Source organism: Aeromonas sp. 602396, assembly GCF_049173735.1.
Taxonomy (GTDB): Bacteria; Pseudomonadota; Gammaproteobacteria; order Enterobacterales; family Aeromonadaceae; genus Aeromonas; species Aeromonas veronii_A.
On the sequence record NZ_JAAKSD010000001.1, the window covers coordinates 436,576 to 450,435 of the forward strand.

Annotated in this window: 15 protein-coding genes; 11 read left to right on the forward strand and 4 right to left on the reverse strand. The window is 56.5% G+C overall.

All coding sequences use genetic code 11. The annotated features are described in order from the left end of the window. The first annotated feature begins 427 nt into the window (after positions 1-427). From flaB to G5229_RS01985, 11 genes are all read left to right on the forward strand, one after another. Positions 428-1,333 (forward strand): flagellin B, encoded by a 906-nt coding sequence (flaB, locus tag G5229_RS01935; RefSeq protein WP_129503711.1) that lies wholly within the window; start codon positions 428-430, stop codon positions 1,331-1,333. A gap of 33 nt (positions 1,334-1,366) precedes the next feature. Beyond that, complete coding sequence (locus G5229_RS01940) at positions 1,367-1,810, forward strand: flagellar protein FlaG (RefSeq protein ID WP_421208229.1); 444 nt, start codon at positions 1,367-1,369, stop codon at positions 1,808-1,810. 26 nt (positions 1,811-1,836) lie between these two features. Further along, a complete protein-coding gene (gene fliD / locus G5229_RS01945; RefSeq protein WP_216954022.1) occupies positions 1,837-3,255 on the forward strand; it encodes a flagellar filament capping protein FliD in 1,419 nt (472 codons plus the stop codon). A 25-nt stretch (positions 3,256-3,280) separates the two neighbouring features. Continuing rightward, positions 3,281-3,703 carry a flagellar export chaperone FliS gene (gene fliS / locus G5229_RS01950; protein WP_005346697.1) on the forward strand — a complete coding sequence of 141 codons (423 nt, stop codon included), beginning with the start codon at positions 3,281-3,283 and terminating at the stop codon, positions 3,701-3,703. Beyond that, positions 3,700-4,008 carry a hypothetical protein gene (locus tag G5229_RS01955; RefSeq protein ID WP_421208231.1) on the forward strand — a complete coding sequence of 103 codons (309 nt, stop codon included), beginning with the start codon at positions 3,700-3,702 and terminating at the stop codon, positions 4,006-4,008. The genes fliS and G5229_RS01955 overlap by 4 nt, the downstream gene beginning before the upstream one ends. A 6-nt stretch (positions 4,009-4,014) precedes the next feature. After that, positions 4,015-6,099: a 6-hydroxymethylpterin diphosphokinase MptE-like protein gene (locus G5229_RS01960; RefSeq protein WP_421173043.1), complete on the forward strand. Its 2,085-nt coding sequence runs from the start codon at positions 4,015-4,017 to the stop codon at positions 6,097-6,099. 85 nt (positions 6,100-6,184) lie between these two features. Then, positions 6,185-7,804, forward strand: coding sequence for an HAD-IIIC family phosphatase (locus G5229_RS01965; RefSeq protein WP_421208232.1), 1,620 nt, complete (start codon positions 6,185-6,187; stop codon positions 7,802-7,804). Then, positions 7,797-8,030, forward strand: coding sequence for an acyl carrier protein (locus tag G5229_RS01970; RefSeq protein WP_227340795.1), 234 nt, complete (start codon positions 7,797-7,799; stop codon positions 8,028-8,030). Before G5229_RS01965 ends, G5229_RS01970 begins: the two co-directional genes overlap by 8 nt. Then, the gene (locus G5229_RS01975) at positions 8,027-8,782 is read left to right on the forward strand and encodes an AAC(3) family N-acetyltransferase (protein ID WP_408082949.1); all 756 of its coding nucleotides are present in this window, start codon (positions 8,027-8,029) and stop codon (positions 8,780-8,782) included. The genes G5229_RS01970 and G5229_RS01975 overlap by 4 nt, the downstream gene beginning before the upstream one ends. Next, complete coding sequence (locus G5229_RS01980) at positions 8,779-9,183, forward strand: VOC family protein (protein WP_005346679.1); 405 nt, start codon at positions 8,779-8,781, stop codon at positions 9,181-9,183. The genes G5229_RS01975 and G5229_RS01980 overlap by 4 nt, the downstream gene beginning before the upstream one ends. Further along, positions 9,180-10,541, forward strand: a complete 1,362-nt coding sequence (locus G5229_RS01985) for a DUF4910 domain-containing protein (protein WP_421204694.1) — start codon at positions 9,180-9,182, stop codon at positions 10,539-10,541. The genes G5229_RS01980 and G5229_RS01985 overlap by 4 nt, the downstream gene beginning before the upstream one ends. Here the strand turns inward: G5229_RS01985 and G5229_RS01990 are convergent. From G5229_RS01990 to pseI, 4 genes are read right to left on the reverse strand one after another with little or no spacing between them, the layout of a single operon-like run. After that, positions 10,523-11,269, reverse strand: coding sequence for a class I SAM-dependent methyltransferase (locus G5229_RS01990; RefSeq protein WP_421204695.1), 747 nt, complete (start codon positions 11,267-11,269; stop codon positions 10,523-10,525). The genes G5229_RS01985 and G5229_RS01990 overlap by 19 nt on opposite strands. Next, positions 11,269-11,529 carry a hypothetical protein gene (locus G5229_RS01995; protein WP_010635733.1) on the reverse strand — a complete coding sequence of 87 codons (261 nt, stop codon included), beginning with the start codon at positions 11,527-11,529 and terminating at the stop codon, positions 11,269-11,271. Before G5229_RS01995 ends, G5229_RS01990 begins: the two co-directional genes overlap by 1 nt. Then, positions 11,526-12,821: a motility associated factor glycosyltransferase family protein gene (locus G5229_RS02000; protein WP_421208233.1), complete on the reverse strand. Its 1,296-nt coding sequence runs from the start codon at positions 12,819-12,821 to the stop codon at positions 11,526-11,528. The genes G5229_RS01995 and G5229_RS02000 overlap by 4 nt, the downstream gene beginning before the upstream one ends. Further along, positions 12,814-13,860: a pseudaminic acid synthase gene (gene pseI / locus G5229_RS02005; protein ID WP_421208234.1), complete on the reverse strand. Its 1,047-nt coding sequence runs from the start codon at positions 13,858-13,860 to the stop codon at positions 12,814-12,816. The genes G5229_RS02000 and pseI overlap by 8 nt, the downstream gene beginning before the upstream one ends.

The window sequence follows — 13,860 nt, forward strand, 5'->3', positions numbered from 1 at the left end:
TATTCTCCTGAGCATATGCTCATCTTTAGGCCGGTTTACCGGCCTCTTTTTATTGTGTCGTCAAATCGACGTCACTCTACCCAATCTAAGCACAAACCGTGCCACAAAAATAATCCTGTTACACCATCTTGCAACCCCTCTATTACGTCTTGCACTATGTTTGCCATCTGGCTTTCCTTGCCATGTACCGGAGAAAAATTGCCGCGTTAGGCAACAATTTTCCTAAAGCTTGCCTCTGCACTGCCGTTAAACAAGGTGAAGCAATCGAGGGGTGTTCGGAATCCAACGTTTGCACTACTGCGGGTGACCTGTCCGTTCAAACAGACACCCGCCAGAAGACTCAGGCTCGTTCAACCTGTTCTTCTAACGGTGGGACGCCGCTTTGACGGCGCAACCCGCAGTCGCATGTTCTTCGGGAGAATATTTTATGGCCATGTATATCAACACGAATACTTCATCACTGAACGCCCAGCGTAACCTGATGAATACCAACAAGTCTCTGGATACCTCTTACACCAGACTGGCATCGGGACTTCGTATCAACACTGCCAAAGATGATGCTGCCGGTTTGCAGATCTCCAACCGTTTGACTTCCCAGATCAACGGTTTGGATCAAGGTAACCGCAACGCCAACGATGGTATCTCGGTTGCTCAAACGGCTGAAGGGGCCATGGATGAAGTGACCAGTATGCTGCAGCGTATGCGCACGCTGGCACAGCAATCTGCTAACGGTTCCAACAACACCGATGACCGTACTGCATTGCAGCAAGAGTTTGACCAACTGACTACAGAGATCAACCGTATCTCCAACGACACCACTTTCGGTGGCCAGAAGCTGCTGGATGGCAACTACAAGGGGTCGTTCCAGGTGGGGGCGGATGCTGGTCAGACTATCACCTTCAAGATGACTTCCGCCTTTACCATCAGTGGGATTGCGGCATCAACCAAGGGAAGCGCGACCGTTGCTACCAGTGCCTCTGGCGAGCCCTATACCGTGACCAAGGGAACATCTGCAGTAACCTCTACCAGCGTCAGCAGCATCAGCTCTGCCAGTGCCGCCCAGCTGGCCATGGCCAACCTTGATTTCATGATCAAGGCGGTCGACAGCAAGCGGGCAGAGCTGGGTGCGGTGCAGAACCGGTTTGACTCCACCATTCGCAACCAGTCCAACGTCTCTGAAAACCTGAGCGCAGCACGTTCTCGTATCCGTGACGCAGACTTTGCAACCGAGACCGCTAATCTGACCAAGCAGAACATTCTGCAACAGGCTGCTTCCAGCATCCTGGCTCAAGCCAACCAAAGACCGCAATCAGCCCTGTCCCTGCTGGGTTAACAGGCTGTGATGAGATAAAAAAGGAGCGACGATATGGCCAATGAAATTGGAATTCCGTCATCGGTCACTCCTTCTTCTCTTCAGTCAAGTAGCAAGAGCGGCCAGTCGGCCGCTCAAGTGCTATCTGGCACAGCAGAAGAGCAGCGGGGGACGGCAACAAAGGACATGGAAAAGCAACAGGGGCTGCCTGAGCAGGAGAGGGCTGGCAAGCCGAAGATTTCAGACAAGGAAATTGAGAAAGGGGTACAAAACTTGCAAGAGTTCAGTCAGTTGCAAGGATGGACCGTCAATTTCAGTGTTGAAAAGGAACTGGAGCAGGTTGTTATCAAGGTAATGGATGCCGATACCAAATCAATGATCCGTCAGATACCAAGCGAAGAGTTGCTGGCTATCAGCAAACGAATCCAGGCTCTGCGCGAAGGTGATGTGATTGGCGGTGGCTCTCGAGTCGGGTTATTGCTTGATAAAGAGATTTAATAGTTACGTTTGCGAGGAGAGTGAGTATGGCCACAATTACGTCTGCTGGTGCGGGCTCTGGACTGGACTTGGAGTCTGTCATTGCTGCAAGTGTTGATGCCAAGAAGGCGCAGCTGTTGCAGCCAATTACCACCAAAAAGACCAACGCCCAGATCACTCTCTCAGGGGTAGGCCAGCTGAAGTCAGCGATCGCGACTTTTGTCACCACTCTGCAGGCTATGTCAAAGGATGACGCGTTTAACAAACGTGCGATAAACATCACCCAGGATAAAGATAATCCGGTTCTCAAGGTGGAGAGCAAGAGTGGCGCTTCCAACGGGCAATATGACATCAGTGTCGAAAAATTGGCGAAGACCAGCAAATTTGAAGGTAGTTTCGCCTCTTCGACCACGCCCATGATCACTCAAGATGGCACCCTGACATTCAAGGCAGGTGACAAGACCTTTGATGTGGATGTTAAAGCAGGGGATTCACTCCAGTCCATTCGCAAGCGGATCAACAATGATAGTGACAACTTTGGTCTTAGCGTCAATATCATGAATACCTCCGATGGCAAGGCGGCCCTTGTGATTGACTCCGGTGTCAGTGGAACAGGTAAAGATCTGCAGATAACCGGCAGTACACCTGAACTGACTGACAATTTCATCTCCAAGCTGACCCAGAAGCAACAAGCCCGTGATGCCGAGATAAGCGTGGATGGCAATAAATTGACCAGTGCGACCAACACCTTTGATGGCACCATTGTGGGTCTCAAGATTACGGTGTTGAAAGAGTCGGAGAGCACCACTACCACGAACCCGAGTGATGGTACCGTGACGACCACTTACAAGCCAAACAGAGTGGATGTGACGACAGACAAGGCTGGCATCAAGACCATGGTGCAGAGCTTCATCGATGGCTATAACGCTCTGGTGAAGAAGAGCACCGATCTGGGCAAACGCAGCTCTATCGTGGCCGGTGTCAGCCAGAATGATGGTGGAGCCCTGGCGGGGGATGCGACGACCAAGGCTGTGACCAACCTGATGAGTGGCACCGTCACCGAGCCTTCTAACAACTCTTCGACCTTCTCTACCATCTTTCAGTTGGGGGTCAAGATGGACAACAAGGGAGTGCTCTCACTTGATTCGACGAAATTCGATGAAGCGGTCGAGAAGAACTTCGACCAGGTAGTGGCTGTATTTGGTGGCAAGGACGGTGTTGCTGGCAAGTTGGCCAGCCAGCTTGAGACCTACTCCAAGACAGGGGGACTGCTTGCCAAGCGGGAAGAGACACTCAATTCTGATCTGCGTGATGTCAACCGCAAACAAGCAGATGTCGCGGCGCAGCTCACCAAGTATGAAGAGACGTTGAGGGCACGCTACGGCAGTCTGGATACCTTGCTGGCCAAGATGAACAAATCTGCCTCCTATCTCAACCTGCTCAATACCAACAACAAAACCAGTTAATTTGTAGTCAGGAGCTGAGTCTCGTATGTATCGAAAAACGATCAAGGCCTATACAACCCAGAGTTTGCAGTCTGAGCTGGCAGTGGCGGATCCCTATCGCGTGATCCAGTTATTGATGCAAGGGTGTCTCGAACGTCTCGCTCAGGCTCGCGGTGCAGTCGAGCGTCGCGATTTCGAGGGTAAGTCCCAATCTATCTCCAAGACGCTGGCCATTATCAATGGTCTGCAAGATTCACTTGATCTCTCTTATGGCAAGGTCCCCGAAGACCTGTTCGCACTTTATGACTATATGAAAGTGCGCATGATGGATGCCAGCCGTGACATGGATGTAGGCGCCATTGATGAAGTGATGAACCTGATGCTGACGGTCAAGAGCGGTTGGGATGCCATCCCTGTCGATGAGCGAGACAAGGCGCTGGCACAGCAAAAGGTAGGCAGACCGGCATGAATGAGGTCAATAGTACTTCTGTGTCTGCCTTGATGAGACAGGGCGATCAGTTGCAGTCTCTACTGGTGCAAGGTGAGCTGGTTGCAGCAGAACAGCTGGCTGAACTTTATCTGCATGCTCTGGAAGAGGTATTCGGGTCACTGCCTTGGGGAGAGACTCTCAATGTGGAACAGCGGCAGGCACTGATGCAGTTCCAGCTTATTTATGATTGGGTGGGTCAGGAAAAGCAGCAGGCTGAAGCACAATTACGACAATTCTCCCAGGCCGGACGTGCATCCGGTCTTTACAAGCTGAATGCAGGTTAGTCTGACATGGATATCCATCACAAGATTCATGATGTAGAAAGTGAACTGGCACGCCTGGCTCTGCAAAAGCAGCAGGAGGCCGCCATGCTGGAAGTACTCCCCGTTCGTTATGAACTCAATATGGCTGCGTTTGCCAAATACATGCCCGCCATTCATGACTTTTTCAAGGAGTACCAGCCTGCCAGGCCTTTTCGTTTCTTCTGTAATGAAAACGGCGTTCCCAATATTCTGTGGCTCGACGAGGGTATCTCGCTTTATGGGGATGATCCATTTAGCGAGGTTCAGTCGCAGATTGCCGAGGTCATTGAACACAGTGTCTTGCAGTGCATCGATTTTGTGCCCCAGTGGTATATCGATGGCCAAATCCATATCAAATACAACAATGAAATCTCCAAATTAAAAGAGAAGTCAGCTCTGGAAGGGTTGCGTCTAAAGGCAGCATTACATACCGATATTCCTCTGGCACTGATGTATGGCATTGGTTTGGGCTACCAGCTCGGTTGCTTGTATGAACAGTGCAAGATCAAGAATCTGTTTGCTTTCGAGCCTGATCTTGACATGTTTTACGCCTCGCTCTTCTGTTTTGATTGGCATCAGCTGCTCGCCTACATGGAGGAGGAGTCGATCAGTCTGCACCTCTTTATCGGTGTTGACGAGCGATTGCTGGTCGCTGACATGATGGAGGCGCTGCATCGCAAGGGGGCATTCTGGTCGGCAAGCTATTTCTCGTTCTGTCATTACCATTCCCCCAAGCTGCACGCCTTGATAACACAGGTGGAAAGGGAGTTCTATCTGCTCAAAACGGGGTGGGGGTTCTTTGATGACAACATCTATGCACTTGCCCATAGCCACACCCATCTGCAAGACGGTACCCCCTTTCTGAAACGGTGGCGCGATAGCCGTGCCTTCGAGCAGATCCCTGTCTTTGTGGTTGGCAATGGCCCCTCGCTGGATCAGAGCATCGAGTTCATCCGGCAGCATCAGCAGCAGGCAATCATTATCGCCTGCGGTACTGCGGTCAGTGCACTCTACAAAGCTGGCGTAAAACCGGATATCTACGTTGCAGTGGAGCGCACCAAGAGCTCAGCCGATTTTCTGAGCATTCTCAATGCCGATGACTTTATCAAGGACACCGTGTTTCTGAGCGTTGATGTCATTCACCCTGAATGCAAGCGCTTCTTTCGTAAAACAGGGTTGGCGTTCAAGCCCAACGAGCCGATGTTCTCCATGCTGATTAGCGCGTTTGGTCAGGCATTTGAGTACGATACCATTGAATTTTCCAACCCGTTCGTCGGCAATACCGGCCTCAATTATGCGGCCTTGCTTGGTTTCAAGCAGGTGTATTTGTTTGGTATCGACAATGGCTATAAAACAGCCGGACAGCATCACTCCAGCCTGAGTCTCTATTACAACGACAAGCAAGAGGCGAAATACGAGGAAAATTTAAAGGATACTTTCCCGGCACCGGGTAACTTTGGCGACGAAGTGCGTATCAATCATCTGTTTGGGCTAGCCATTCACAATATGGCCAGTGTATTGCGTGATTATCCCGAGATGCAGTGCGTCAACAGTAGTGACGGCGCTTATATAGAAGGGGCAATCCCTCGTCGTGTTGAATCGTTGCAACCTGAATGGCCGGTACTCGACAAAATCCCGCTCATGGATGAAGTGATGGCCACTTGTTTCCAGTCCTTTGACATGAGCAGCGTTGATTTCGCTGCTGCATTGCAGGTGCCGCTGTTCGTTGAGCTGGTAGACAAGTTGCGCGATGACTGGCGCCAGGTAGCCTGTGAACACAATGCGGTATTGGCCATGATGCAACGCCATCACGACTATCTGCTCTATCTGCTGATGAGCCGCGAATCACATCTCTATCGTGTGTTGATTGGTTCAATTAACTATTTCTACGCCAATATCATCAGCCTAATGATGGCGCAGGTGACAGCAGAACCCGAGGTGCTGGCGGGCAAGATAAAAGAGGCGCAGGCAATTCTGGAGTTATTCTTCGAGGATAGCAAAGTGATGTATGCCGATGCGTTCGATGGCCATGATACCACCTATTTTACCGGCCTGGATGTGTTCAAGCGCTAGTCCTTGAATCGGATGGGGATGACTCTGTTCATCTCCATTCCCTAACAGTATGATATAGAAGTATTTAATCCTTTCAGGTGCATATATGGCCACCCTTTCCCTGGCATCCACCGCATTTCTCATGCCCGGTAATGTGGCATGGGCTCCTTTGGCCCGACATGCACAGTTGCAATTTTGCCCTCAAGGTCAATGGCAGCCGATGGCCGCTTGTGACGGACATCTGGTGCTCTGGTTTTGGGAGCAACTGCTGACCGACAGCGAATGCCAGCATTGGTACACCTTGGCTGAACCCGCATTGTCCGAGACCATCGACACCTGGTTGGAAGCATTGCTCTCGCCACTGCGGGGGCTCCCTCATCTTTATCTTGGTGCCTGTTCACTGCAAGGCGTTGGTGTGAGTAGCGCTCTTCATCCCTGGATGATGCAGCTGGATGTCTGCTTTACCCGAGCGCTTGCACGTCACCACATTAGGGATTTGGGGCTGGGTCGCTGGCTCTCTGAGCAGGGGCGAGCCCATTGTGTGGACGAGCGTAATCGTTACCTTCTTTCTTGTCCTCTCTCGATGCACGGCTTGACCAGCCTTGCCGACTGGATTGCCGCGCGTTGGATGCTTGATCAGGCGCCAATACGCAAGGTGCTGGTGCTCGATTGTGACAATACCCTGTGGGGGGGGGTAGTGGGTGAAGAGGGGTTGACTGGCCTTTACCTTGGTCAGGACGGTCTCGGCAAACTCTATCAGTCGTTTCAGGATGCGGCGCTCTACTGGTATCAGCGCGGCGTGTTGTTGGCATTGTGCTCTAAAAACGAGCCTGCAGATGTTTGGCTGGTGTTTGAGCAGCATGGCGCCATGAGACTCAAAAGGCGAAACATTGCAGCATCTGCCATTGGTTGGGGCTCTAAATCTCAAGGTTTGCGACATATTGCTGCCAGCCTCAATCTGGGGCTTGAGGCCTTGGTCTTCTGGGATGATTCCCCCCTGGAAAGGGCTGAAGTTCGCCATGCCCTGCCACAAGTCGATGTCATTGAACCACCAGTAGATATTTGGGCATGGCCTACAACCTTGCTCACTTATGGGGGGTTCTCGCGCATATTCAGTGGTGATGATGCTCTTCGTCAAGCCTCCTATCTGGCATTGGCAGACGCCGCCCGGTTACGTAGCGAGGTTGGCAGTGAACAACATTTTCTCGCCTCCTTGTCGTTGCGTGCGGCGATACAGCCGTTGGCGGTGGATAACCTTGCTCGTGCCGAGCAGATCATCCATAAAACCAACCAGTTTAATCTCTCCTGTCTGCGATATGAGGCGAGCGAGCTCAAACGGCTGGCGCAGTCTGGCTGGTGCTGGCTAGTGTCGTTGCAGGATCGCTTTGCCGATCATGGCTTGGTTGGCTTGGTGCTGATCATAAACATCACGCCCAAACTGGCATTGCTCGATACGCTGGCTCTGAGTTGCAGAGTGTTGTCCAGAGGACTCGAATATTGGTTACTGGATAGCGTCTCGGCTGCATTGCGCGAGGCGGGGATCGAGCGTCTGGTTATTGGCTCGAATCGTTGTGCACGTAATGAACCTGCGCTGACATGGTTGGCATCCCTGCCGTTGACCCCCTGTGATAATCCGGATCCCGCCCGTTTTTCCCATGAGCATTACCATAGTCTGGCGCTCGAACAGCTGAATTTGCCTTTTTTGGAGTTTTATCACCATGACTGATCTCTTCACTTTGTTGGAACAGCAGTTTCCTTCTGCAACCGTCACGCGAGGCGACTATCAGTTGGGACTTGGGGCCTTTCCGGAATGGGATTCGCTTGGTCATTTCAATTTTCTGCTGCTGGTTGAGCAGACGTTCTCGGTACGCTTCGAGCCTGAAGAGCTGGCGAAGATGAAGCAACTTCAGGACATTCGTGATGCGCTGTTGCGGCGTGGTCTTGTGCTGTGATTGAAGCTCTCTCTCATGTTCTTGGCTCCCTTGGGATCGCACGAGGGAGCGCTATCATGGTTCACACTGACGCCATGGCTGTGGCCCAGTTTCCTGGGCGGGGCAATGAAGCCGGCATGCATGCTTTTTGGTTGGGGATGCAGGAGTGGCTTGGAAACGAGGGCACTCTGCTGGTGCCAACATTCACGTATAGCCTGACTCGCCAGAGCTGTTTCGACAGGGCGACATCCCCCAGTGAAGTCGGGTTGATGACGGAGCAGTTTCGCACTCTGCCAGGGGTTGCGCGGACCCGCGATCCCATCTTCAGCGTTGCGGTATGGGGCGCGGGGCGTGACCAGGTGGTTGCAGCAGGGGGTCATGACTGCTTTGGTGAAGAGAGCCCCTTCGCCTGGTTGGCGGCTCACGATGGCTGGATTGCCGGTTTTGCCTGTCATCCCGATCGCATTACCTTCACCCACTATGTCGAGCAGCAACTAGGTGTCGATTATCGCTTTATGAAACGCTTTGAGGGTGATGTCCGCGAGCAGGGAATGGTGCGCCCCTGGCATTGTGACTACTTTGTGCGAAGACTCGATCTGGCCAGCGAGATAGATCTTTCCCGTCTGGTTGAAGCCCTTAAAAATCAGGACAAATGGCACCAGGGGTTATTTGGCCGTTTACCAGTCTGGGCCGTTCGCTGCGCCGACTTTGCCGCGGTGGCAAAAGAGCTGATCGCTGTCCATCCCCATGCGCTCATCAGGGAGGGGAGATGAAACTGCACCATATTGGACTGGTGGTGGCCGAACTGGATCTTGGCGTACGTTATTGTTGCGAGACCCTCGGGCTTTCCCGCTTTAGCGAGCCGGTGCTCGATCCGTTGCAGCGGGTGCATATCTGTTTTGCCTATGATGATGCGGGGATTTGCTATGAACTGATTGCACCTGCCAGTGATGATAGCCCCGTCAGTCAGGCGCTACGAACCCGTCATAACCTGCTCAATCATCTGGCCTATGAGGTGGCAGACCTGGCAATGGCTGCCGAAAAACTGCGGGCCCAGCGTCATCTTCCCCTCGGGCCCAGCCAGCCAGCCATCGCGTTTGGCGGCGCCCACGTCCAGTTTTTCCTGAGCCCCCTTGGCCACATTGTCGAATTGATCGAGGCACCCACCCCATGAGTTTTTCACCCAAGAGCGGCTATCTGCCCACCGACTGGGACGACCAGGCACAAGTCGGTGAACAGCTGCATCGGCTGCTCACCCTGCTGTTTCCGCTCAATCGCAGCCTGACCGGGGACGGGGTTCGGCAGTCGCTGGCCCTGTGGCGCGAGCACTGCCTGCCCGAGCTGCGGATCCATGAAGTGGCCAGCGGCACCGAGTGCTTCGACTGGACAGTGCCTGACGAGTGGAACGTGCGGGAAGCCTACATAGTGGGGCCGGATGGACGCAGAGTGGTGGACTTCCAGGATCACAACCTGCATCTGGTCGGTTACTCGGAGCCGGTGCGCTGCACCCTCTCGCTTGCCGAGCTGCAGCCCCATCTCCACTCTCTGCCCGAGCAGCCGGATGCCATTCCCTATGTGACCTCCTACTACAAGCGCCGCTGGGGCTTCTGTCTGCCCCATCGGCTGCGTGAAGCGCTGCCGGAGGGAGAATATCAGGTGGTGATCGATGCCACCCTGGCCCCGGGCTCGCTCACCTATGGTGACTGGGTGCTGCCGGGGGAGAGCGAGCAGGAGATCCTGCTGTCGAGCTACACCTGCCACCCCTCCATGGCCAACAACGAGCTCTCCGGCCCCTGTGTCGGTGTATTCCTGATGGCCTGGCTTGCGTCACTGCCCACACGTCGCTACAGCTACCGGCTGATGCTGGTGCCTGAAACCCTGGGGGCCATCGTCTATCTCTCCCGTCATCTGGACCAGCTCAAGCAGCGCACCTTGGCCGGCTTCAACCTGACCTGTCTTGGCGATGACCGCAGCTACTCCTTCCTGCCCTCACGCCAGGGCAACACGTTGGCGGATCGCATCGGTCGCCATGTGCTGGGTCATCTGGCGCCGGGCTACAAGGCTTACAGCTTCCTGGAGCGGGGATCCAACGAGCGGCAGCTGTGCGCGCCCGGCATCGATCTGCCGGTCACTTCTGTGATGCGCAGTCGATACGGCTGTTATGCCGAGTACCACACCTCGCTCGATGACCTCTCGCTGGTGACGTCGGCCGGTCTGGCCGGCGGCTTCATGGCGCTGCGCCGTGCCATCGAGTGTCTGGAGCTGGACGAGCGCTGCGAGGTCACTGTGCTGGGCGAACCCCAGCTCGGCAAGCGGGGGCTCTACCCGGATTTGTCGACCCGCTATTCGGGCTGGCAGGTACGGGAGATGATGAATCTGCTGGCCTACAGCGACGGCAAGCTGACCCTGTTCGAGATTGCCGAGACCATAGGGGCGCCGTTCTGGCGGGTGGAGCCGCTGGCGCGGATGCTGCTGGATGCCGGGCTGCTGCGTCGCCTCAGCCCGCAACCGGACTACTCGATCACCAGATAGGCTGGTCCCGGGTTGTGCGGGGTGCGACGGATGGCGTAGCGATCCAGCCCCAGCATCTCCTTGAGAGCCAGGGTCTCCCCCGGAAAGGCGGGCCAGTTGAGCTCATCGAATGCCAGCACCGATCCCTTGGTCAGGTGCGGCTTGATGAGCTCGAGACAGCGGCGGGTCGGCTCGTAGAGATCAAAGTCAAAATAGGCCAGCGCTATCATTGTTTCCGGCTGACGAGCCAGATAGGCCGGCAGCGTCTCGGTCACATCCCCCTTCACCAGCTCATGCTTGACGATATGGTCCAGCGGGCTTTCCGCCTCATGGGCGGCGAGCAGTTGGGCCAGATGCTGCTCATAGCCCGGCGTCACCCCGTAGGCACCGGGCTGGATTGCGGCATCACTGCCATCTTGCGGAGCGTGGGAAGGGAAGCCGCTGAAGGTATCGAATCCCACCAACTTGCGGTTGTAGTTGTAGGGCTCATACATGCCGCGAAACGAGGAGAAAAGCGCCAGGTTCTGACCCCAGCGGGTACCGAAATCCATGATGACGCCGTGGACCGGCACGATCTTCTGATACAGCTCGTGCATGAACAGGATGCGGGAGAGCGACTGGCGCTTGAGGTAGAGGCCCAGGTTGTTCTGCAGCTCGGCCGCGGGCAGCGGGCTGGCGTGCAGCAACTCGCTGAAGGTCTGGCGGCGTGACAGCTCCTGCTCGGAGGCGTTGGAAATGGCCTTGATCATCAGTGGTCTCCTGTGGTGGTGTCGCCGGCCGGGGTCGACAGGCAGTGCACCACTTCATATTCGAGGTAGTCGGCCAGCCCCAGCCAGTCCTGGCGCTCCTGGCACTGCAGCAGTGCGGCTACCAGTCCGGGTGGCAGGTTGCCCTGCTCGGTGAGCACCTCTTGCAGCAGTTCCGGCAATGCCTGACTCGCTGCAACCGACTGCCCCAGCCGAAACTGGTGCGCCAGGGCGGTGAGGCGGGTGATCTGGCCGTTTTTCATTGCACGTACTCCGGGTGATAGCGGCAGCCGGCGATTTCCGCCCCTTCCCGGCTGCAGTTCCAGAACTGTACCTCGGGGTGGCGCGCTATGTAGCGCTCGAGCTCGGTGCGGTAGGCGGAAAAGTTCGGATTGGTCTTGACCCGCCGGCCATGGCCGTCGAGGGCCCAGCTGAGTGCCTGCGCGGCGCTGGGGCCGAGCGCACCATCGGCCCAGCCCGAGTGGGTGAGTTCGCCGGGAAAGGCGAAGTCAGTGCCCAGCAGGATGACCTGGCGGCAACCCATCTGTACGGCGAGATCCACCGCGGGATGAATGACGCTGCCGCCCGAGTGCAGCACGCCCTTGGGGTGCGTCTGCCGCAGCTGCTGATACATGGGGCTGCGGGAGTAGGCGGTCTTGCGCGGCCCCTGCCAGGCCAGCAGGGCTGCCGTGGGAACCGTGGGGTAATAGACCAGGGTGGTCTGGGCCGACTGGGCGGCGGGCAGCCGGTTGCCGTGGATGGCGTCATCTATGGTGACGACGATGTCGGGCCGGATGCCGTGGCTGAGCAAAAACGCCAGTGCGGTATCGACGCTAATCAGAAGATAGTCCTGACGCCGTGTCTGCAACTGGGCCTGCAGGGTGGCCAGGTTGTGCTGCAGAGTCGGACCGCTCGCCACGATCAGCGCCTGCTTGCCCTGAGCCAGACCGAACAGGGAGGCCACATCGCCGTCGCCAGCCAGCAGATCGCGGTTTTCCGCCAGCCGCCGGGTGATGTCGGGGTGTTCGGCGTCGAACCTGGCCCGGGCGAACGGCAAGTCTATTTCACTCACCAGCCGGTCGCGGATGCGGGCGGCGGCATCTTCCACCAGCAGCAGCTCGGGCGGCAGGGCGAAGAAGGGCAGGCGCACCTCCCCCTCGTCGCCGGCCATCATCAGCTCGACCCTGGGGTCCGTCAGCCAGTCCTGCTGATCCAGCAGCCGCAGCACCAGGGCAAACAGGGCGCCATTCATGATCTTCACTTCCAGCCGCTTGAGGCCACTGCGCCCCAGCAGGGCGCGCGGCAGATCGCCGAGTCCGGTACCGTAGAGGTGCAGCACAGGCTGCTCTGGCAGGCTGGCGGCCTGCAGCTCGGCCTCTTTCACCCGATCGTGTCGGCTGGTGAGCTGGATGCCTTGGAGGCTGAGGGTGGAGCCGAGCCCCTCGGTCAGCTCGGCCGGCAGGCTTTCCACGTCTTGTGCCAGCAGGCGGGGCCAGAGGGCGGGCCAGCGCTGGCTGATGAGCCTGCCGTGCTGGTTGAAGAGATCATCACTCATCGTTGTCTATCCACTCCCAGCTTAGTGGTTGGTTAGCGCTCAGGCTGCGGTTGACCCGCTTGCCGATGAGCCGATCGTAATCGGCGGGGGGCAGGCCGAGGGCGGGGCGCACCGATTTGATGTGTTCTGCGGTGAGCAAATCTCCGGCTGCAATATCCCTGACCAGATAGAGGGAGCGGCGAAACGCACGGTTACCCTGTTCACTGGCGGTGAGCTGGTAATCGGCCACCCCGAGCGCTGCATGGGCGGTATTGATCGAGGTTACCAGCTCGGTGAGCTCGGCCGGCTCCATGGAGAAGGCGCAATCCGGCCCGCCGTCGGCGCGGGCCAAGGTGAAGTGTTTCTCGATGAGGGTCGCCCCAAGCGCAGTGGCGGCGATGGCCGTGGCCGATCCCAGAGTGTGATCAGAGAGCCCCACCTCGACCCCGAAGCGTTGGCGCAACATAGGGATGGTACGCAGGTTGTATTCGGCCGCCGGCGCCGGATAGCCGCTGACACAGTGCAGCAGGGCCAGCTGGCCGTTGCCGTGTTTGAGTGCCATCTCGACCGCTGCGGCGATCTCGGCCTCGTTCGCCATGCCGGTGGACATGATGAGCGGCTTGCCGGTCTGGGCGGCGTAGCGGATGAGGGGCAAGTCCACCAGCTCGAAGGAGGCGATCTTGTAGGCCGGGCAGTCGAGGGATTCCAGCAGATCCACCGCGCTGAAGTCGAACGGACTGCTAAAGACCGTCAGCCCCAGCTCGCGCCCCTTTGCAAACAGCGCCTGGTGCCATTCCCAGGGGGTGTGCGCCCACTCATAAAGATCGTAGAGGCTGTGGCCATCCCACAAACCGCCGTGGATCTGAAATTCCGGTCGATCACTTTTGAGGGTGATGGTATCCGGGCGGTAGGTTTGCAGTTTGACGGCGCTGGCACCCGCTGCTTTGGCGGCGGTCATAATGGCCAGGGCGCGGTCCAGATTGCCATTGTGGTTGGCCGACAGTTCGGCAATCACATAGGGGGCCTGCTCCTGGTTGATGGGGCGATGATCGATCTGCAT

Excerpts from the sequence above, each read along its gene's own strand:
- flaB (WP_129503711.1), top strand. The coding sequence starts at position 428 with ATGGCCATGTATATCAACACGAATACTTCATCACTGAACGCCCAGCGT.
- G5229_RS01940 (WP_421208229.1), top strand. The coding sequence starts at position 1,367 with ATGGCCAATGAAATTGGAATTCCGTCATCGGTCACTCCTTCTTCTCTT.
- fliD (WP_216954022.1), top strand. The coding sequence starts at position 1,837 with ATGGCCACAATTACGTCTGCTGGTGCGGGCTCTGGACTGGACTTGGAG.
- fliS (WP_005346697.1), top strand. The coding sequence starts at position 3,281 with ATGTATCGAAAAACGATCAAGGCCTATACAACCCAGAGTTTGCAGTCT.
- G5229_RS01955 (WP_421208231.1), top strand. The coding sequence starts at position 3,700 with ATGAATGAGGTCAATAGTACTTCTGTGTCTGCCTTGATGAGACAGGGC.
- G5229_RS01960 (WP_421173043.1), top strand. The coding sequence starts at position 4,015 with ATGGATATCCATCACAAGATTCATGATGTAGAAAGTGAACTGGCACGC.
- G5229_RS01965 (WP_421208232.1), top strand. The coding sequence starts at position 6,185 with ATGGCCACCCTTTCCCTGGCATCCACCGCATTTCTCATGCCCGGTAAT.
- G5229_RS01970 (WP_227340795.1), top strand. The coding sequence starts at position 7,797 with ATGACTGATCTCTTCACTTTGTTGGAACAGCAGTTTCCTTCTGCAACC.
- G5229_RS01980 (WP_005346679.1), top strand. The coding sequence starts at position 8,779 with ATGAAACTGCACCATATTGGACTGGTGGTGGCCGAACTGGATCTTGGC.
- G5229_RS01985 (WP_421204694.1), top strand. The coding sequence starts at position 9,180 with ATGAGTTTTTCACCCAAGAGCGGCTATCTGCCCACCGACTGGGACGAC.
- G5229_RS01990 (WP_421204695.1), bottom strand. The coding sequence starts at position 11,269 with ATGATCAAGGCCATTTCCAACGCCTCCGAGCAGGAGCTGTCACGCCGC.
- G5229_RS01995 (WP_010635733.1), bottom strand. The coding sequence starts at position 11,529 with ATGAAAAACGGCCAGATCACCCGCCTCACCGCCCTGGCGCACCAGTTT.
- G5229_RS02000 (WP_421208233.1), bottom strand. The coding sequence starts at position 12,821 with ATGAGTGATGATCTCTTCAACCAGCACGGCAGGCTCATCAGCCAGCGC.
- pseI (WP_421208234.1), bottom strand. The coding sequence starts at position 13,860 with ATGCAGATCGATCATCGCCCCATCAACCAGGAGCAGGCCCCCTATGTG.